This window comes from Sphingomonas sp. UNC305MFCol5.2, from assembly GCF_000712135.1.
Classification (GTDB): domain Bacteria; phylum Pseudomonadota; class Alphaproteobacteria; order Sphingomonadales; family Sphingomonadaceae; genus Sphingomonas.
Window position 1 is genome coordinate 364,576 of the sequence record NZ_JOOE01000004.1, and the last position, 18,473, is coordinate 383,048.

23 protein-coding genes, 1 tRNA gene and 1 riboswitch are annotated in these 18,473 nt (G+C 67.4%); of the genes, 12 read left to right on the plus strand and 12 right to left on the minus strand.

The genetic code is table 11. The features are described 5' to 3' along the window. Nucleotides 1-34: 34 nt before the first annotated feature. The 8 genes from ypfJ (at nucleotide 35) to BR78_RS0117835 (ending at nucleotide 5,747) form a co-directional block, all read left to right on the plus strand. Nucleotides 35-919: a KPN_02809 family neutral zinc metallopeptidase gene (gene ypfJ / locus BR78_RS0117800; RefSeq protein WP_025560409.1), complete on the plus strand. Its 885-nt coding sequence runs from the start codon at nucleotides 35-37 to the stop codon at nucleotides 917-919. Nucleotides 920-950: 31 nt separating this feature from the next. Next, nucleotides 951-1,697, plus strand: a complete 747-nt coding sequence (locus tag BR78_RS0117805; protein WP_025560408.1) for an alpha/beta hydrolase — start codon at nucleotides 951-953, stop codon at nucleotides 1,695-1,697. Beyond that, on the plus strand, nucleotides 1,679-2,428 hold the full coding sequence (locus tag BR78_RS0117810) for a tetratricopeptide repeat protein (RefSeq protein ID WP_025560407.1): 750 nt from the start codon (nucleotides 1,679-1,681) through the stop codon (nucleotides 2,426-2,428). Before BR78_RS0117805 ends, BR78_RS0117810 begins: the two co-directional genes overlap by 19 nt. Nucleotides 2,429-2,637: 209 nt before the next feature. Then, a complete protein-coding gene (locus BR78_RS0117815) occupies nucleotides 2,638-3,090 on the plus strand; it encodes a VOC family protein (protein WP_025560406.1) in 453 nt (150 codons plus the stop codon). Then, on the plus strand, nucleotides 3,087-4,133 hold the full coding sequence (locus BR78_RS0117820; protein WP_025560405.1) for an NAD(P)H-dependent flavin oxidoreductase: 1,047 nt from the start codon (nucleotides 3,087-3,089) through the stop codon (nucleotides 4,131-4,133). The genes BR78_RS0117815 and BR78_RS0117820 overlap by 4 nt, the downstream gene beginning before the upstream one ends. A gap of 44 nt (nucleotides 4,134-4,177) precedes the next feature. Beyond that, nucleotides 4,178-4,906: a hydroxyacylglutathione hydrolase gene (gene gloB / locus BR78_RS0117825; RefSeq protein ID WP_025560404.1), complete on the plus strand. Its 729-nt coding sequence runs from the start codon at nucleotides 4,178-4,180 to the stop codon at nucleotides 4,904-4,906. A 38-nt stretch (nucleotides 4,907-4,944) separates the two neighbouring features. Next, nucleotides 4,945-5,349: a hypothetical protein gene (locus tag BR78_RS0117830; protein ID WP_025560403.1), complete on the plus strand. Its 405-nt coding sequence runs from the start codon at nucleotides 4,945-4,947 to the stop codon at nucleotides 5,347-5,349. Further along, complete coding sequence (locus BR78_RS0117835) at nucleotides 5,349-5,747, plus strand: DUF6491 family protein (RefSeq protein WP_025560402.1); 399 nt, start codon at nucleotides 5,349-5,351, stop codon at nucleotides 5,745-5,747. The genes BR78_RS0117830 and BR78_RS0117835 overlap by 1 nt, the downstream gene beginning before the upstream one ends. An 11-nt stretch (nucleotides 5,748-5,758) precedes the next feature. On the opposite strand, the gene hslU is transcribed toward BR78_RS0117835, so the two are convergent. Next, on the minus strand, nucleotides 5,759-7,054 hold the full coding sequence (gene hslU, locus BR78_RS0117840; protein ID WP_025560401.1) for an ATP-dependent protease ATPase subunit HslU: 1,296 nt from the start codon (nucleotides 7,052-7,054) through the stop codon (nucleotides 5,759-5,761). A 222-nt stretch (nucleotides 7,055-7,276) separates the two neighbouring features. Beyond that, a riboswitch (ZMP/ZTP riboswitch) is annotated at nucleotides 7,277-7,358 on the plus strand. Between the two features lie 19 nt (nucleotides 7,359-7,377). On the opposite strand from hslU, the gene BR78_RS0117845 reads away from it, so the two are divergent. After that, nucleotides 7,378-8,010 (plus strand): LysE family translocator, encoded by a 633-nt coding sequence (locus BR78_RS0117845; RefSeq protein WP_025560400.1) that lies wholly within the window; start codon nucleotides 7,378-7,380, stop codon nucleotides 8,008-8,010. Here BR78_RS0117845 and hslV read toward each other — a convergent pair. Next, nucleotides 8,007-8,561 (minus strand): ATP-dependent protease subunit HslV, encoded by a 555-nt coding sequence (gene hslV, locus BR78_RS0117850; protein ID WP_025560398.1) that lies wholly within the window; start codon nucleotides 8,559-8,561, stop codon nucleotides 8,007-8,009. The genes BR78_RS0117845 and hslV overlap by 4 nt on opposite strands. 101 nt (nucleotides 8,562-8,662) lie before the next feature. Between hslV and BR78_RS0117855 the strand changes: the two genes are divergently transcribed. After that, the gene (locus tag BR78_RS0117855; protein WP_025560397.1) at nucleotides 8,663-9,502 is read left to right on the plus strand and encodes an endonuclease/exonuclease/phosphatase family protein; all 840 of its coding nucleotides are present in this window, start codon (nucleotides 8,663-8,665) and stop codon (nucleotides 9,500-9,502) included. 74 nt (nucleotides 9,503-9,576) lie between these two features. Next, nucleotides 9,577-10,803, plus strand: coding sequence for a threonine synthase (locus BR78_RS0117860; protein ID WP_025560395.1), 1,227 nt, complete (start codon nucleotides 9,577-9,579; stop codon nucleotides 10,801-10,803). Between the two features lie 139 nt (nucleotides 10,804-10,942). Here the strand turns inward: BR78_RS0117860 and BR78_RS0117865 are convergent, their stop codons facing one another. The 5 genes from BR78_RS0117865 to yajC are packed head-to-tail and all read right to left on the minus strand — an operon-like array spanning nucleotide 10,943 to nucleotide 14,892. Further along, nucleotides 10,943-11,593, minus strand: coding sequence for an alpha/beta hydrolase (locus BR78_RS0117865; protein WP_025560394.1), 651 nt, complete (start codon nucleotides 11,591-11,593; stop codon nucleotides 10,943-10,945). A gap of 7 nt (nucleotides 11,594-11,600) precedes the next feature. Beyond that, complete coding sequence (locus BR78_RS0117870; protein WP_025560392.1) at nucleotides 11,601-11,972, minus strand: Mth938-like domain-containing protein; 372 nt, start codon at nucleotides 11,970-11,972, stop codon at nucleotides 11,601-11,603. Then, on the minus strand, nucleotides 11,973-12,941 hold the full coding sequence (gene secF, locus BR78_RS0117875) for a protein translocase subunit SecF (RefSeq protein ID WP_025560391.1): 969 nt from the start codon (nucleotides 12,939-12,941) through the stop codon (nucleotides 11,973-11,975). A gap of 14 nt (nucleotides 12,942-12,955) precedes the next feature. Then, a complete protein-coding gene (secD, locus tag BR78_RS0117880) occupies nucleotides 12,956-14,551 on the minus strand; it encodes a protein translocase subunit SecD (protein WP_025560389.1) in 1,596 nt (531 codons plus the stop codon). Continuing rightward, the gene (gene yajC / locus BR78_RS0117885; RefSeq protein ID WP_025560388.1) at nucleotides 14,551-14,892 is read right to left on the minus strand and encodes a preprotein translocase subunit YajC; all 342 of its coding nucleotides are present in this window, start codon (nucleotides 14,890-14,892) and stop codon (nucleotides 14,551-14,553) included. Before yajC ends, secD begins: the two co-directional genes overlap by 1 nt. A 142-nt stretch (nucleotides 14,893-15,034) precedes the next feature. Between yajC and BR78_RS0117890 the strand changes: the two genes are divergently transcribed. Beyond that, nucleotides 15,035-15,111, plus strand: a tRNA-Pro gene (locus BR78_RS0117890). A gap of 116 nt (nucleotides 15,112-15,227) precedes the next feature. On the opposite strand, the gene BR78_RS21070 is transcribed toward BR78_RS0117890, so the two are convergent. From BR78_RS21070 to BR78_RS0117915, 5 genes are all read right to left on the minus strand, one after another. Beyond that, complete coding sequence (locus BR78_RS21070) at nucleotides 15,228-15,863, minus strand: TMEM175 family protein (protein ID WP_025560387.1); 636 nt, start codon at nucleotides 15,861-15,863, stop codon at nucleotides 15,228-15,230. 43 nt (nucleotides 15,864-15,906) lie between these two features. After that, a complete protein-coding gene (locus tag BR78_RS0117900; RefSeq protein WP_025560386.1) occupies nucleotides 15,907-16,467 on the minus strand; it encodes a hypothetical protein in 561 nt (186 codons plus the stop codon). Between the two features lie 88 nt (nucleotides 16,468-16,555). Continuing rightward, nucleotides 16,556-16,747, minus strand: coding sequence for a hypothetical protein (locus BR78_RS0117905; protein ID WP_025560385.1), 192 nt, complete (start codon nucleotides 16,745-16,747; stop codon nucleotides 16,556-16,558). A gap of 69 nt (nucleotides 16,748-16,816) precedes the next feature. Then, nucleotides 16,817-18,007, minus strand: coding sequence for a glycosyltransferase (locus BR78_RS0117910; RefSeq protein WP_025560384.1), 1,191 nt, complete (start codon nucleotides 18,005-18,007; stop codon nucleotides 16,817-16,819). A gap of 53 nt (nucleotides 18,008-18,060) precedes the next feature. Beyond that, nucleotides 18,061-18,414, minus strand: a complete 354-nt coding sequence (locus BR78_RS0117915; RefSeq protein WP_025560383.1) for a glycine zipper 2TM domain-containing protein — start codon at nucleotides 18,412-18,414, stop codon at nucleotides 18,061-18,063. Nucleotides 18,415-18,473 lie beyond the last annotated feature (59 nt).

Here is an 18,473-nt window from a genome sequence, read left to right on the forward strand (position 1 = left end):
ATTGTTGCGGGGAGCGAACGACGAAAGGGTTTCCATGCGGCTCGACGATCTCGACCCGACCGACAATGCGCGCGATTTCGGATCGGGCGGCGGCGGGGGTGGCGGCGGCTTCGGATTGCTGGGGCTGCTTCCCTTGCTGCTCGGGCGCGGCATGGGCTGCGGCGGAATCGCGCTGATCGGCATCGTCGCGTTGATCTTCTTCGGCATGGGCGGCGGCGGTCTGCTGAGCGGCGGCGGTGGCGGCACTCGGACGCAGCAAGGCCAGACGCAGGGCGCGCCCAAGGCATGCGATACCGCGGATGAATTGTTCGCGTGCCGAGTGATGACCAGCACCGAACAGGTCTGGGGCCAGGTCTTTGCCGAGCATGGCCAGCGCTACCAGCCGGCGACGATCAACTTCTTCCAGAATTCCGTGCAATCGGCATGCGGGCAGGCATCCTCGGCGGTCGGGCCATTCTATTGCCCCGGCGATCAGGGCGTGTTCCTCGACACCGGCTTCTTCGACGAGCTCGACAAACGCTTCGGCGCCAAGGGCGATTTCGCCCGCGCTTATGTCGTCGGGCACGAAGTGGGGCACCATATCCAGAATCTCGAAGGCACCTCGGCCAAGGTCAGCCAGGCGCAGGGCCGTGTCTCGCGGACCGAGGGCAACAAATTGTCGGTGCTGCTCGAGCTGCAGGCGGATTGCTATGCGGGCGTCTGGGCCAAGCGGAGCGGCCGGCTGGAGCCGGGCGACATCGAGGAAGGCATGACCGCGGCGAGCGCGATCGGCGACGACACGCTGCAGCGCCAGGGGCAGGGCGAAGTAGTGCCGGACAGCTTCACCCACGGCACCTCGGCGCAGCGCATGGAATGGCTGAAGCGGGGACTGGATAGCGGCGATCCCGCGCGGTGCGATACCTTCGCGGCGGCAGGGTGACGGCAGCCGACGGGGCCGCTAGGTCACCCTGATGACCAACGTTCCTGACGTTCCTGAACGCTCCAGACTCGCCTGGCGGCACACTCCCGGGCGCGGCCCCACATTGGTGTTCCTGTGCGGCTATGCCTCGGACATGAACGGGACCAAGGTGCTGGCGCTGGAGGAATGGGCCCGGCGCAGCGGCCGCGCATTCCTACGCTTCGATTATGCCGGATGCGGCGAGAGCGAAGGCGCGTTCGAGGATCAGACGCTGGCCTCATGGCGCGATGACGCGCTGCGGGTTATCGACGCGGTGGTCGAGGGACCCGTGGTGCTGGCCGGATCGTCGATGGGCGGCTGGGTGATGCTGCTGGTCGCGAAGGCGCGGCCCGAAATGGTCAAGGCCATGGTCGGGATTGCGGCGGCGCCCGACTTCACCGATTGGGGCTATAGCGAGGCGGAGAAGGCCGCGATCCTGCGCGATGGGCGGATCGAGCAGCCCAACGACTATGGCGACACGCCGACAGTGACGACGCGCGGCTTCTGGGCTTCGGGCGAGGCCAATAAGGTGATGACCGGGCCGATCGGCTTCGACGGGCCGGTGCGGCTGCTGCAGGGGCAGCGCGACAAGGAAGTGCCGTGGGAGCGCGCGCTGACGCTCGCCGAACTGTTCCGTTCAGACGCGGTGCAGACTGTGCTGGTCAAGGACGGCGACCACCGGCTCTCGCGCGAACAGGATCTCGCGCTGATCATCCGGGCTGTCGAGGACGTGCTGCTTTTATGTTCTTCTTCCTCCTGAGCCTGCAGGCCGCGACCGCCGCGGCACCGCCTCCCGGGCAGGAGCCGCCGCGTTATGCCGAGTGCATGGATCTCGCGACCGGCGATCCCTCGCAGGGCGCGACGGCGGCGGCGAAGTGGAAGGTCGAAGGCGGCGGGATGCTGGCGCGGCAATGCCTCGGCGTGGCTTATGCCAACCAGAAACGCTGGCCCTCGGCAGCGGCGGCATTCGAGGAAGCCGCGCGCGAGGCCGAAAGCGCGCACGACGTGCGTTCGGCCAATTACTGGGCGCAGTCGGGCAACGCATGGCTGGCGGCAGGCGAGCCGGTCAAGGCGCGTGCGGCGCTCGATGCGGCGCTGGCGAGCGGGAACCTGACCGGGCTGGCACTGGGCGAGGCGCGGCTCGACCGGGCGCGGGTGCTGGTCGCGGCGGGCGATATGGAAGGCGCGCGCAGCGATCTCGATCGGGCGCTGGCCGACGCGAAGGCCGATCCGCTGGCGTGGCTGCTCTCGGCGACGCTGGCGCGGCGGCAGGGCGATCTGGCGCGCGCGAAGACCGACATCGCCGAGGCGCTGCGGCGCGCGGCGGATGATCCGCAGGTCCAGCTCGAGGCGGGCAACATCGCCGCGACCGACGGCGACGAGGCAGGCGCGCGGGCGGCGTGGGGGCAGGTGCTCACGCTCGCGCCGGGCAGCGCCATCGCCGAAGCGGCGCGCAAGGCGCTGGCGCAGTTCGGGGCCACCGAGAAGTAATCTCAAAATCCTCCCTCGCGAAGCGGGGGAGGTGGCACGCGCAGCGTGACGGAGGGGGCCTAGCCCCAGATGCGTCGCTCGCGGAGATGCCCCCTCCGTCGCCTCCGTCGCCTTCGGCGCCACCTCCCCCGCTTCGCGAGGGAGGATTTGGGTTGGCGATGCCGCAGCGGCTGCCTATCTCGCCGGAAACGCCATTCGGGAGCCCCCCAATGCACTATCTCCACACCATGATCCGCATCACCGATCCGGAGGCGACATTGCGGTTCTTCGAACTGCTGGGGCTCGAGGAAGTGCGGCGGATCGAGAGCGAGAAGGGGCGCTTCACGTTGATCTTCCTCGCCGCGCCCGGGGATTCGAACGGCCCGGGCAAGCGGGCCAATGCCGAAGTGGAACTGACGTACAACTGGCCCGACGAAGGCGGCGCGGCCGAGGAATATGGCGGCGGGCGCAATTTCGGGCACCTCGCCTATCGCGTCGACAATATCTACGAGACGTGCCGGCGGCTGATGGACGGCGGCGTGACGATCAACCGCCCGCCACGCGACGGACACATGGCGTTCGTGCGCACGCCGGACAATATCTCGATCGAACTGCTCCAGGCGGACGAGCCTCTCGCGCCGGCCGAGCCCTGGGCGTCGATGCCGAATATCGGTAGCTGGTGACGCCCGTTTCCGCCCGTTTCCTCGAACTGACCGGCGCCGCGATCCCGATCGTGCAGGCGCCGATGGCGGGAGCGGGCGGCGTCGCGCTGGCGGCGGCGGCGATGCGGGGCGGGGCGTTGGGATCGCTGCCCTGTGCGATGCTCTCGGCCGAACAGGTGCACGCGCAGGTCGCCGAAGTGCGCGCGGCGGCGAAGGGGCCGCTCAACCTCAATTTCTTCTGCCACGAACTCGACGATGCGCTCGACGACGGTGCATGGCGGAGCGCGCTCGCCCCCTTTTATGCGCATGAGGGCGTAGCGCCGCCCGATGGCGCGGGAGCGTTGCGGCGACCGTTCGACGCGGTGCTCTGCGAAATGGTCGAGGCGGTGCGGCCCGAGATCGTCAGCTTTCATTTCGGGCTTCCGGCACCGACGCTGCTCGCGCGGGTAAAGGCGGTCGCGAAGGTGTTCGGCAATGCCACGACGGTCGACGAAGCGCGTTTTCTCGAGCGACAGGGTTGCGACGCCGTGATCGCCCAGGGAGGCGAAGCAGGAGGGCATGCCGGATGGTTCCTCGAAGGGCATCGGCCGATCGGCACGCTGGCGCTGGTGCGGCGAATCGTCCGTGCGGTCGACGTGCCGGTGATCGCCGCGGGCGGGATCGTCGACGGGGCCGGGATCGCCGCGGTGCTGGCGCTGGGTGCGAGTGCCGCGCAGCTGGGCACTGCCTATCTCGCCACGCCGGAGAGTCTCATCTCTCCGATGCACCGGGCCTTGCTGGGGGTCGAGGCAGAGACTGTGTTCACCAATCTGTTCACCGGCCGCGAGGCGCGGGGTTTCCGCAACCGGCTGATCGACGCGCTCGGGCCGGTCTCGCCGCTGGCGCCGGCCTTTCCGTATGCGGCGGCGGCGCTCGCACCGCTGCGCGCGGCGGCGGAAGCCGAGGGACGGGCGGACTATTCGCCGTTATGGGCGGGGCAGAGCGCCGCGCTTGCCCGGGCAATGCCGGCGGAGGATCTGACCCGGCTGCTCGCCGAAGAGGCGCTTGCAGCGCTCGACCGATAGTCAAAGGCTGGCGCGGAGACCGGCGCGCGCTTACCTTGCGCGGCATGCTCGACATCGTCCGGATTCCCGCGCTCAGCGACAATTACATCTGGCTCGTCCATGATCCCGCCAGCGGCGAGACGATGGTGGTCGATCCGGCGCAGGCCGAGCCCGTGCTCGCCGAGGCGGAGGCGCGCGGGTGGAAGATCGACGCGATCTGGAACACGCACTGGCATCCGGACCACACCGGCGGCAATGCCGCGATCAAGGCGGCGACCGGCTGCACCGTGATCGCGCCGGCGGCCGAGGCGGCGAGGATCCCCACTGCGGACCGACTGGTGAGCGAAGGCGACGAGGTGCGGCTGGGCGATCATGTCGCGCGGGTGATGGAAGTGCCGGCGCATACTGCGGGGCACATCGCCTATCATTTCGCGGATGATGACGTGGTGTTCGTGGGCGACACCTTGTTCGCGATGGGGTGCGGCCGGCTGTTCGAGGGGACGGCGGCGCAGATGTTCGCCAACATGCAGCGTCTGGGCGCATTGCCGGGCGAGACCCGGGTCTATTGCGCGCACGAATATACCCAGTCGAACGGCCGGTACGCGCTGATCGCCGAGCCGGACAATGCGGCGATCCGGGACCGGATGGACGCAGTCGATCGCGCCCGGGCGGCGGGCGAGGCGACGGTGCCGACAACGATCGCGCTCGAGGCGGCGACCAACCCGTTCCTTCGCGCGGGCAGCGTCGAAGTTCTCGCCGAGCGGCGCGCGGCCAAGGATGCTTTTCGCGGCTGAAGGGTTTATGCTGCCGGGCGGGCGTTGAGGAGTGTTCGATGATCCGCGTTGCCGTTCCCGCTCTCCTGCTTCTCGCCGGCTGCACCACCACCGCCGGGACCGAACAGTCGGACGCGCGCGATCGGGCGCGATTGGACAAGGCGTTGGCGGGCCTGATTCCGGGCGAACAGGTACGGTGCCTGCGCCGCGATCAGTATAACGAGATCCGTACTTTCGAGGGTACGATCCTCTATGTCGCGGGGCGCAACCGCATCTGGCGCAACGACGTGGTCGGCAGCTGCCCGGGGTTGCGCCGCGGCGACATCGTCATCTCGCGGAGCTTCGGCAGCCAAGTTTGCGACGGCGACATCATCCAGACACGCGCACCGACCGGCGGGTTCCTGTCGGGAAGCTGTTCGCTGGGCAAGTTCACGCCCTTTACGCGCCAGACGGGAGAAAAGTGATGCGGTTGGCAATCATGCTGGGAGCGCTGGCGCTGGCGGGATGCACTGCCAATGCCGAGATGCAGGCGTCGCAACAGGCCGAGGCGCAGCGCGACCTCGCCGAGGCGCTGAAGGGGCGCGTGGCGGGGAAGCCCCAGGACTGCATCTCCTCGCCGCAACAGACCAATGGGCCGCAGATCATCGATGCGCGGACGATCCTCTATCGCGACGGCAAGCGGGTGTGGCGCAACGACCTCGCCTCGGACTGCCCGTCGCTCGACCAGGATTCGATCATGGTCGTCGAGCTGCATGGCTCGCAGATCTGCAGGAACGACCTGTTCCGGCCGGTGGACCGCGGGAGCCGGATCCCGGGCCCCTATTGCCGGTTCGGGCAGTTCACGCCGTATGTGAAGCAATAGGGTAATCCCCCCTACAGTACGTAGCGGCTGAGATCGGTGTTGCGCGCCACCGCCGCCAACTGCTTGTCGACATAGGCCGCGTCGATCGCGAGCGTGCTGCCGGCGCGGTCCTCGGCGTCGAAGCTGATTTCCTCAAGCAGTTTCTCCATCACCGTCTGCAGCCGGCGCGCGCCGATATTCTCGATCTCGCCGTTAACCTCTGCAGCGATTTTCGCGACCGCGCGGATGCCGTCTTCGGTGAAATCGATCTGGACGCCCTCGGTGCCGAGCAGTGCCGCATATTGCTGGACGAGGCTCGCCTTGGTGTCCGACAGGATCGCGACGAAATCCTCCTCGGTCAGTGCCTTCAGCTCGACGCGGATCGGCAGGCGGCCCTGGAGTTCGGGAAGCAGGTCGCTCGGCTTGGCGACGTGGAACGCGCCCGATGCGATGAAGAGGATGTGATCGGTCTTCATCGGGCCGTACTTCGTCGCAACCGTGGTGCCCTCGATCAGCGGCAGGAGGTCGCGCTGCACGCCTTCGCGGCTGACCGACCCGCCGCGCACGTCCGACACGGCGATCTTGTCGATCTCGTCGAGGAAGACGATGCCGTTGGCCTCGGCATCGGCGAGCGCCTGGCGGCTGACTTCGTCCTGGTCGAGACGTTTGTCGGCCTCTTCCTCGACGAGCTTGTCCCATGCCGCGCGGACATTGAGCTTGCGCCGCTTGAGCGGGGAGCCGCCCGACAGGCCCTTCATCATCTCGCCGAGATTGATCATCTGCGCGCCGGCGCCGGGGATGTCGAACGGCATGGCGGCGGCCTGCTCGACTTCGATCTCGATCTCGGTGTTGTCGAGAATGCCGTCGTGGAAGCGCTGCTTGAACGCCTCGCGTGTGGCGGTCGACGAATCCCTGCCGGTGAGCGCGTCGAGCAGGCGGCCCATCGCCGCCTCCTCGGCCTTGTCCTTGACCGCGGCGCGGCGGCGCTCCTTCTCGAGGCGGATTGCTTCCTCGACGAGATCGCGGGCGATCTGCTCGACGTCGCGGCCGACATAGCCGACTTCGGTGAATTTGGTCGCCTCGACCTTCACGAACGGCGCGTCGGCGAGCTTGGCGAGGCGCCGGCTGATCTCGGTCTTGCCGCAGCCGGTGGGCCCGATCATCAGGATGTTCTTGGGCGTGACTTCGTCGCGGAGATCGGCGCTGAGCTGCTGGCGGCGCCAGCGGTTGCGGAGCGCGACGGCGACGGCCTTCTTGGCATCCTGCTGGCCGATGATGTGCGCGTCGAGGGCGGCGACGATCGCCTTGGGCGTGAGATTATCGTTCATGTGGGGATTTGGTTTTCCGTGGTTCGTTGCGCCTTAGATGTGGGGGCGGGGCCGCGGCTTCAAGCGGTGCAGCGGAACCCGGCGAAGAACGCGGCGTGGCTGGCGAGGATGCGATCGATATCGGCCGGTTGCGGCTCGGGGAGGGGCTTATAGTCAGCCGACCTTGGTTGCGCGTTGCACTGCAGCGTCTTTACGCGGCCTGCGGATCGTCCTAGCCAGCTTCCGGGCGCGCGTGACTGACGCTGAAGATGGAGATCCATCGGGGAGCCGCGCCGTCGCAGCGCCGCGCGTCTGGGCATCTCACCGAAACAGGGAGAATGCCGATGCCCGATCCGCAAAGTCTGCTCGCCTTCGCATTCGTGGCGCTGGGAATGGTCCTGACCCCGGGGCCTAACATGGTCTATCTGATCTCGCGTTCGATCTGCCAGGGGCGCACCGCCGGGCTGATCTCATTGGGCGGCGTTGCGCTGGGCTTCGTCTTCTACATGCTGTGCGCGGCATTCGGGATCACCGCGCTCGTGCTGGCGGTGCCCTATGCCTATGATGCGATCCGCATCGTCGGCGCGGCCTATCTGCTGTGGCTGGCGTGGCAGGCGTTGCGGCCCGGCGGGCGATCGGCCTTCGAGGTCCGCGCATTGCCCGCGGACCCTCCGGGCCGGCTCTTCGCGATGGGGTTCGTCACCAATCTGCTCAATCCGAAGATCGCGGTGATGTATCTGTCGCTGTTGCCGCAGTTCATCGACCCGGCGCGCGGCAGCGTGCTGGGGCAATCGCTCGTGCTGGGCGCGACCCAGATCCTGATCAGCCTGTGCGTCAACGCCGCGATCGCGGTGTCGGCGGCGTCGATCGCGCGTTTCCTCACCCGACGGCCCGGTTGGGCGACCGTCCAGCGCTGGCTGATGGGAACGGTGCTCGCCGGGCTCGCAGTGCGGATGGCGACAGAGGCGCGGCGCTAGGTCGCGCTGTCGAGCGTCTCCACGGTCAGCCGGTCGTTGGTGTAGACGCAGAGCTCGCCCGCGATCTTCATTGCAGCCCGTGCGATCTTCTCGGGGTCGGTTTCGTAGTCGACCAGCGCACGCGCCGCGGCGAGGGCGAAGTTGCCGCCCGATCCGATCGCGGCAACACCGCCCTCCGGCTCGAGCACGTCGCCATTGCCGGTGACCACGAGAGTCACGTCCTTGTCGGCGACGATCAGCATCGCTTCGAGGTTGCGGAGATATTTGTCGGTGCGCCAATCCTTGGCGAGCTCGACCGCGGCGCGGAGAAGCTGGCCCTGGTGGCGTTCGAGCTTGCTCTCCAGCCGTTCGAACAAAGTGAAGGCGTCGGCAGTGGCGCCGGCGAAGCCTGCGATGACCTTGCCGTCGCCCAGCGGGCGGACCTTTTTCGCGTTGGGCTTCATCACCGTGTTGCCGGCCGAGACCTGCCCGTCGCCCGCGATGACCACCTTGCCCGATTTGCGCACGGAGAGGATTGTGGTGCCGTGCCACGCATTGCTGTTTTCGCTCATAGGCGCGGGATATGGGGAGATCGCGTGCTCCCGCAAAGGGGCAACGTTCCCGAAACAAAGCTGTGGCCTAAGCGGCGTCCAGCGAAATGGGAGTTTCAGGCATGCGGATGTTGTGGCGAGTGATGCTGGCGGTGCTGCTGGTCGCCGGCGGGCCGGCGATGGCGCAGGCGCCGCTCGAGGTGATGAGCTTCAACATCCGCTACGCCAACGAGAATGACGGCGCCAATGCGTGGAGCAAGCGCCGCGAAGTGACGGCGGCGATGCTGAAAAAGGCCGCGCCCGACCTGTTCGGGACGCAGGAACTGCTCAAGGTGCAGGGCGATTTCCTCGCCGCGCGGCTGAAGAATTATGCGTGGTTCGGAGTCGGCCGCCGCGGCGGCGAGGAAGACGAGCATATGGGGATCTTCTATCGGACCGATCGGCTCAGGCTGATCAAATCGGGCGATTTCTGGCTGTCCGAGACCCCCGAAGTGCCGGGCAGCTCGGCATGGGGGGCGGACCTGCCGCGGCTGGCGACCTGGGGGCTGTTCGAGACGATTGACGGAAAGCGCCGCTTCTATGCCTTCAACACGCATCTCCCGCATCGCGATCAGGACGAAGGCGCGCGCACCAACGGCGCGGCTCTGGTTCTCAAGCGGATCGAGGCGATGGCGGGCGATCTTCCCGTGGTGCTGACCGGCGACTTCAACACCACGCCGGGGAGCGAAGCGCACAAGCTGCTCGCGACGCGGCTGACCGATGCCCGCGACAGCGCGCCGCGGAAAATAGGGCCGGAGGAGACCTTCCACAATTTCACCGGCAAGGCCGACAAGAGGATCGACTGGATCTTCACGCGCGGCTTCACGGCGAAGCGGGTGACGACGATCACCGACCATCAGGGGGTGGTGCAGACGTCGGACCATTTCCCGGTGATGGCCGAGCTGGGGTGGCCGCGGCGCTAGGTTTTCGGGTTGGGGGGTGTTGTTTCCCGGCATTTGGTTTCTACGCGGCCGAATGACGCTTTAAGGAACGGCCTATGCACCACGACGACAATCTCACTGCCGACCGGTCGACCTTCGTCAGCCATCTCGAATGTTCGATGACCGGCGAGCGCTATGCGGCGGATCAGCTGCACGGGCTTTCGCGGGCGGGGCGGCCGTTGCTGGTGCGCTATGATCTGGAGCGCGTGAAGGATGCGCTGACTCCGGAGATTCTGGCGGATCGGCCGGCGGACCTGTGGAAATATCGCGAGCTGCTGCCCGTGCGGCATAGCGCGAACATCGTCAGCCTGGGCGAGTCCGCGACGCCGATCATGCCCCTACTCAGGGAGCCGGGCAACGTCTGGGTCAAGGACGAGGGCCGGCTGCCGACCGGATCGTTCAAGGCGCGCGGCCTCGTGATGGCGATCGCGATGGCGAAGGAATTGGGCGTCACGACGATCGCGATGCCGACCAACGGCAATGCCGGCGCGGCGGCGGCGGCTTATGCCGCGCGGGCGGGGATCGAGGCGGTCATCTTCTGTCCCGACGACACGCCCGAGATCAACGTCCGCGAGATCGCGGCGCAGGGCGCACGGGTATACCGGGTCAACGGACTGATCGACGATTGCGGCAAACTGGTCGGGGCGGGGAAGGAAAAGCGCGGCTGGTTCGACTTGTCGACGCTCAAGGAGCCGTATCGGATCGAAGGCAAGAAGACGATGGGGCTCGAGCTCGCCGAGCAGTTCGGCTGGGCGCTTCCCGACGCGATCTTCTACCCAACCGGCGGCGGCACCGGGCTGATCGGGATGTGGAAGGCATTCGACGAGATGGAGGCTTTGGGCTGGATCGGCAGCAAGCGGCCGCGAATGTACGCGGTGCAGGCCGAGGGGTGCGCGCCGATCGTCCGCGCATTCGAGGCGGGCGAGCGGCATGCGGTGCGCTGGGAGGACGCGCATACCGTGGCGGCGGGGATCCGGGTGCCGCAGGCGGTGGGCGATTTCCTGATCCTCGACGCGGTGCGGGCGAGCGGGGGCAAGGCGCTGGCGGTGAGTGATGCGGCACTGGTCCAGGCTGTCGAGGATGCGGGGAAGAAGGACGGGTTGCTGCTCTGCCCCGAGGGCGGGGCGACGCTGGCCGCGTATCGCGATGCGCTGGCGGCCGGGCTGGTCGATGCCGAGGAGAAGGTCGTGCTGTTCAATTGCGCGACGGGGCTGAAATATCCGCTGGCGGACCGGTCGGCGTTTCTGGACCGGCATGCGCCGGTGGATTGGGACGCGCTTTAAATAATCCTCCCCCGCCAGGGGGAGGTGGCACGCGCAGCATGACGGAGGGGGAGGAAGCACGAAGGCAGGTAAGTGCGTCGCTTACCTCCCCCTCCGTCGCTTTCAGTGACACCTCCCCCTGGCGGGGGAGGATTGCCCGTCAGGCCAGAACCCGCTTCACGAACTTGCCGCCGAGCGCGATGCCGTCGGGATCCACCCCGTGGCCCAGCCCAGGCGAGACATGGCTTTCGAGGGGGAAGCCGAGGCGCTCCAGCTCGGCGTGGGCGTGGTGGTAGGCACTGAGCGGGACGATGGTGTCGGCGTCGCCGTGGATCAGCAGGATCGGCGGCTTGCTGCGCACCTCGGCGGGGTCGAGCGAAGGGCCGGCGATCATTCCCGAATAGCCGATTATGCCGGCGAGCTGGCGCTCGCGGCGGACGCCGACATGGAGCGCCATCATCGTGCCCTGGCTGAAGCCGACAAGGACCAGCTTGCTTTCATCCAGGCCGTGTTCGGCGAGCAGGGCGTCGAGATATGCGTCGAGCACCGGCGCGGCATGGCGGGCGCCGGCAGCAAGCGCGGAACGGCCGAGATCGTGCAATGCCCACCATTGATAGCCGCCGGGCGCGCCGGGGCAGCGCTCGGGAGCATTGGGGGCGACGAACAGGGCGTCGGGGAGCAGCTGGCGCCAGATCGGCGCGAGCGAGATCAGATCGGCGCCGTTCGAGCCGTAACCGTGGAGGAGCACGACGAGCTGCTTCGGCGCGCCGCCGGACAAAGGCGCGAGGCTGGGGCCGTGGAGTTGCTGCATGTCTTCTTCAGCCGAGCGGATAGAGCGCGCCGGCGACCCAGCGCAATTCGGCGCGGAGCACGCCCCAGGCGCGTGCGGCGGCGCGGCTGTCCATCGCTTCGACGCCGATGCCGCGCGCGCCGAGCGCCTTGACGAGCGCGAGCGGCGGACGAACGAGCGTGTCGCCGGTGCCGAGCAGCAGGAATTCGGGCTGCGGATCGAGGGACAGCAGGGGTGCGAGATCGGCCTCGCCCAGTTCGGCGATCGGCGGCGGCGACCAGCCGTCGGCGCGCTGGGGCGTGATCAGCAGCCCCTCGTACACGCCTTCGTCGACCTTGAAGCCGCGCCCCGAAAAGCCGGAGATCACCGGCCCCTCGGCGCTGCGGCGTTCCATCTTCATTTACGGCAGGTCGCGCGGCGCGACGCGCTCGCCGTCGGGGGCGCTGCTTTTTCGCTCTTCGCGGAAGCCGGGCTTGAGGCCGAGCGTGATCAGCAGCGACGACGAGACGTAGATCGACGAATAGGTGCCGACGACGATGCCGAGCATCATCGCCGCGGTGAAGCCGCGCAGCACATGCCCGCCGAAGAGGAGCAAGGCGGCGAGCGCGAGCATGATCGTGACCGAAGTCATCACGGTGCGGGGAAGCGTCTCGTTGACCGACAAGTCGATCAGGTCGCGCATCTCCATCTTGCGGAACTTGCGCATGTTCTCGCGGATGCGATCGTCGATCACCATCTTGTCGTTGATCGAATAGCCGATGATCGTGAGCACCGCGGCGACGATGTTGAGATCGAAGACGAGCTGGGTGAGCGCGAAGAAGCCCAAGGTCATCAGCACGTCGTGGATGATCGCGACCGCGGTCGACACGCCGAACTGCCATTCGTAGCGGAACCACGAGAAGATCGCGATGCCGATGATGGCGAGGATCACCGCGAGCACGCCGTTCTGGATCAGCTCGCCCGAGACTTTGCCCGAGACGGTGGAATAGTTGCTGAAGGTCGCGCCGGGGAATTTCGCCGCGAGCGCCGCCTTGACCTTCTCGACCATCCGGTTGGTCGCGTCCGCGTCGTTCGTTTCGGGAACCGGCAGGCGGATCGTAATCGTATTGGCGCCGCCAAGCTGCTGGAGCGCGGCCTCGCCCAGGCCAAGCCTGTTGACCGTCGAGCGCACTTCGTCGAGCGGCGGGGCCGAGACGAATTTCTCCTCGATCGACACGCCGCCGGCAAAGTCGACGCCCATGTTGAGCCCGCGCGTGACCACCAAAGCGATCGCGGCGATGGTGAGCAGGGCCGTGATCGCGAAGGCGATGTGGCGGATGCGGACGAACCCGATATTGGTGTTGTCCGGAACGATCTTGAGGAGCCGCATGGTTCGGGCGTCCCTTAAATGTGGATTTCGGTCGGCCGGTTACGGCGCAACCAGATCGTGACGAGCATGCGGGTGAACACCACTGCAGTGAACACCGAGGTGGCGATGCCGATCAGCAGCACTACCGCGAAGCCGCGCACCGGGCCCGAGCCGAGGATCAGCATGATGAAGCCCGCGATCGCGTGCGTCACATTGGCCTCGAAGATCGTCCGGCTCGCTTCCTTATAGCCGAGCTCGACCGACTGGATGATGCTGCGGCCGCGGCGATGCTCCTCGCGGATGCGTTCGTTGATCAGCACGTTGGCGTCGACCGCGGTGCCGATGGTCAGCACGAAGCCGGCGATGCCCGGCAGCGTCAGCGTCGCGTTGAGCATGCCCATCACCGCGAGGATGACCAGCACGTTGATGATCACAGCGATCGTCGAATAGATGCCGAAGCGACCATAGGTCAGGATCATGAAGGCGATGACCGCCACGACCGCGATGATCGACGCGGTGATGCCCGCCTTGATCGAGTCGGCGCCGAGCTCGGGGCTGACGGTCGATTCCTGTACGACCGTGAGCGGCACCTTGAGCTTGCCCGAACGCAATGCGATCGCGAGCTGGTTGGCGCTGTCGACGGTGAAGCCGCCGTTGATCACTGCGCTGCCGCCGAGGATGGGTTCGTTGATGCGCGGCGCCGAGATCACCGTGCCGTCGACGATGATCGCGAAGGGCTTGCCCGAATTCTCCTTCGTCACGTTGGCGAAGCGCCGCGAGCCCGCGCCGTCGAGCTGGAGCGTCACGCCCGGCGCGCCGGTCTGCGGATCGTAGCTCTGGGAGGCGTTGACCAGCATGTCGCCGGTGATCATCACTTGGCGCTGGACCGCGATTCCCCCGCCGCCTTCGGCATAGGGCATGATCACCGAGCCCGCGGGCGCGATGCCCTTGGCGAGATCGGCAGGATTGGCATTGGTGTCGACGAGGCGGAATTCGAGCTTGGCGGTCTTGCCGAGCAGATTCTTGAGCGCGGTCGGATCGTTGAGGCCGGGGACCTGGACGACGATGCGGTTGCCGCCTTCGCGCACCACGGTCGGCTCGACGGTGCCGAGCGCGTTGATCCGGCGCTCGACCACTTCGCGCGCGTCGTTCATCGCCTCCTCGACGGCCTGGTTCAGCCCCGCCTGGGTGGGAGTGAGCACGAACCGCGTCGAATCAACGACGGCGATGTCCCAGTCGCGCTGGCCGGTAGTGCCGACTCCGCTGCCGGTGATCGCCAGCAGCCGCTCGCGCGCCGCATCGACCTTGGCCGGATCACGGACCATGAAGCTCAATTTGCCGCCCTGGACCGAGATGTCGCCGATCTCGACGCGCGGATCGCGCCGCATCTCGCTGCGGACCTGCTCCTGCTTCTGCTCGATTCGCGCCTGCGCGACATCGTCGGTCTTGCCTTCGAGCAGCAGATAGGAACCGCCGGCGAGATCGAGGCCGAGATTGATCGAGGGCTGCGGGATCCACGAGGGCCACGTCTCGCGCACGCTCTTGGGGATGAAGCTCGGAACCGCGAGCGCCACCAGCAGCGCGAGGCCGATGGAGATCGTCAGGACCTTCCAGCGCGGAAAATCGAGCATCAGTCGTTCGCGGGCTTGCCGCCGCCCAGCGGGCGGACTTCGGCGAGCGTCGACTTGATCGCGCGGACCTTGACGTTGGTGCCGAGCTCGATCTCGACTTCGGTCTCGTCGACCTTGGTGACCTTGCCGATCAAGCCGCCGGCTGTGACGACGGTGTCGCCCTTCTTCACGCCCTGAACAGCGTTCTGAAGATCCTTCATCCGCTTTTGCTGGGGACGGATCATCAGGAAGTAGAAGACCACGAAGATGAGGACGAGCGGCAGCAGCGAAACGATCGCGCCTGCGGTGCTTCCGCTTTGTGCGGCGCCTGCGGCCTGTGCATATGCTGGGGTGGCGAACATGGGTTTCCGGTTGCCTGGATTTGCGGGGCGCGGAACGGCCCCGTTCAAGCGGCGCGCGCTATCATGCGTTACGGGGACGCGCAACTATTGTCGGCGCCGCTTGCATCCTGCGACGGACCGGAATAGAGGGCGCACCCTTGGTCGGGGCGTAGCGCAGCCTGGTAGCGCATCACACTGGGGGTGTGGGGGTCGCAGGTTCGAATCCTGTCGCCCCGACCAGAATTTCCGAGCCTGTCGTGATCGGGAAATGTTCGGTTCCGATCTCCGGCCCGGTGTCCGGGGCATGATTCGGCTCCTGCCGTTGGGCAGAAAACGGTCGGAGCGCCGCACCGGTTTCAGAGATGCGGTTTCCAGCGCTGCAGCAGCAGGCGCCACAGGAAGATCGTGGCGAGCGCGGGCTGGCCGAACCACGGCACGATCAGGCTGACGATAAGGCTGGTGGCGGCGCCGAGCAGGACCGAATAGCCGCGCTGGCGCAGCGCGAGGCATTGTTCGGGAGGCACATGCTCGCCGACCACGGGAGGCGAGGTGACGATGCGCTGGAGCCGGATATTGGCGAGCGCGGCCAGCATCATCCAGCCGCAATAGAAGGCCACCGGCACGCGGTGCCCGTAATATTGGGACGACAACGCCGTGAAGAACGGCATCGCCGCGATCGTGCACAGCATCACGAGATTGGGGAAGATGATCCGCGAATCCCAGTGACGCGCGCAATCGAAGGCGCGGTGATGCCCCGCCCAGAACGATCCGATCACGAAGAAGGTGATCAGGAAACTGACGAAATGCGGACTGAGCTGGGCCAGCGCGACGAGGAAGTCGCGATCGGTGCCGCGCCCGTGCACTTCGGGCACATGGATCTCGATGATCAGCAGCGTGATCGCGATGGCGAACACCGCATCCGAAAAGAAGATCAACCGTTCGAGCGCATGGCCGGGGCCCTGCAGCTCCGGCTCCTTGCTGGTCCTGCGCATGACTCCCCCTTCGAACCTGGTCCCGGCGCCTTCTGCCTGCCGATTATTCGCCGGTCTTGGGGGGCGTGGGCTTCTTCGGCGCAGGACGGCGCGCCGCGCGCGGCTTGGCGGCACTGCTCTCGCTGGCCTTGCGGCGCGCGGGTGGCTTGGGCGTCGCCGCCGGCGCTGGCGCGGGTGCGGCGGCCTTGCGGGCGCGCGGGGCCGGAGCGGCCGACGCGGCGGGCTTGCGCGCACGACGCGTGACCGGCTTGGCAGCGGTTTTGGCTGCGGCCGGCTGGGCGGCCGGTGCCTTGCGAGTGCGCTTGGCGACGGGTTTGGCGACCGCGGCCGCGACATCGGACGCGGCCTGCGCCACTTCGGCGGCCGTGTCCTTCGCCGTGTCGGCTGCCTTCGCGGCACCTTTCTGCACTGCAGGCTCGTTCTTGAGCTTGGCGGCGATCGCCACCAACCCGGCGGCGAGGATATCGGCGACGATCGGATGCTTGGCGAGCTCGGTGAGCTTGCCGCGCACCGCCTTGGGGAGCTTCACCCCCGCGATGCTCTTGGGGAGGAACGAGCCCTTGCCGGCCGCACCCTTGTCGTCCTTTTTCTTCTTGTCCGCCATCGCTGTCCTCCGCGTTTCGTGACGACAGTGTCACGGATCACCGCCGGGTGAGTCAACGCAGGATCGCGATCGAGTGTCCGTGGCCCGATCAGTGCGTGGTGGCTTCAGGCTCTTCGTACTCGAAAACGATGTCGAAACCTTCACCTTCGTCGGACTCGGTCGTATCGCCGGTGCGTTCGGTCATGGTCTGGCCGCGCCGATCGGCCACGCGCCTGCCGGTTGCGGCGTCGGCATCTCGGCCGATGATCGAGGTCTCGGGATTGCGGTCGCGGTCAGCCATCTTGTTTCTCCAGCCCAACCCGTTCGGGTCAACGGTGCGCGAACCGAGTCGTTCCGCCTCCGCCACGGATCAGGCCACGAGGGCGGTGGACCGATGCTTCGCGACGACGCGCTGGAGAAAGGCATGGAGCCGCGCGCTGTTGGCGGCCCAGGTGAAGGGCTCGACCGTTGCGCGGACTTCCGCCGGATCGGGCGGGTTGGCGATCAGCGCGGCCAAAGCGGCGGCAAAAGCCTCGGGCGTGCGCGTGACGATCCGACCGCCAGTGTCGCTGCCCACGACCTGGCGCGCGCCGCCGACATCGGGAATCACTACCGGCGTGCCGCTCGCCAGCGCTTCGAGCCAGGCATTGGCGAGGCCCTCGCGTTCCGAAGCGAGCGCCATGGCATCGGCGGCGGTGAGCAGGGTCGGAAGATCGGCATGCGGGACCGAGCCGAGCAGGCGGACGCGATCACCGAGCCCGAGCCGGGCGATCTGCGCGGCGAGCTGGCTCTTGTGGGGGCCCTCGCCCGCGATCCAGAGCTGGACGCCGGGCATGGTCGCGATCGCGTCGATTACGATCTGGTGGCCCTTGAGCGGGATCAGTGCACCGACCGAGAGGACCAGCGGGCCGGTGACGCCGAGCGCGGCCTTGGCCTCGGCGCGACTGCCGAGCGCGAAGCGGCCGAAATCGACGCCGGTGACGATGCATTCGGTGCGATCGCCAGGCAAGCCGAGCGCGGTCATGTCGTCGCGCATCGCCTCGGAAACCGAGAGCAATCCGTCGGCGGCATGCGCGGCGGCGCGGATCTGGGGGCCGATCACCGGCGAGCGGCCCCAGCCATGGATGTCCGACCCGCGGGCCTTGATCGTCACCGGCACGCCGAAGCGGCGGCCGAGTTCGACCGCGGCGACGCCGTCGGGGAAGAAGAATTCGGCGTCGATCACATCGAAGGCGAAGTCGCGGCGGATCTCGCGGAGCAAAGGGGTCACGGCGTCGGCGAGCGCGTGCGCGTGGAAACGGCCGCCCGTGCCGGGAATGTTGCGGAACCGGGGACGACGAACCGCGAGGCCCTTCCAATCTTCGCGTGCGGGAAGCGTGGCGAGGTTACGGTAGCGGGGCAACCGGTCCAGCGGTGCGGGGGGAAGGCCGAGCGGAGCGACGACGCGCAGCTCGACATCGGGGCGTTCGGCGAGTGCGAGCGTCTGGCGCTCGACGAAGATGCCGAAATTGGGACGCGTCGCGTCGGGGAACAGAGTGGAGAGGACGAGCACGCGGAGCATATCGGCGCCTATACAGCGCCAAGGTTAATGCTCCGCGTGCGATCCTTCAGGATTTAGCGGCAGCGACGGCTGCTGCTGCTCCGCTCGATCTCGCGGCCGGCGAGCGCGCCGGCGGCGGCGCCGAGGATGGTGCCGGTGGAGCGATCACCGCGGCTATCGATCGAACGGCCGACCAGTGCACCGGCAACACCGCCGACGACGAGGCCCGTGGTGCCGTTGGGCTTGCGGCAATAACGGCGGCCGTCGCGGCCACGCCATTCGCGATAGGCATAGCGACGGCGCTGGGTATCGGCGCTGTAGCCGGCCTTATAGTCGTAAACCTTGGCCTCGGCCTTGGGGGCCGGCAGGGCCATGGCGGTGGGGATCGCCACCGCAACCGCGCTGAGCGCGACAATGAACTTTCGCATGATTCACTCCCATTATGATTCTAGTTGCAGAAACCGTTAGCGAAACGTCCCGCAGTAGC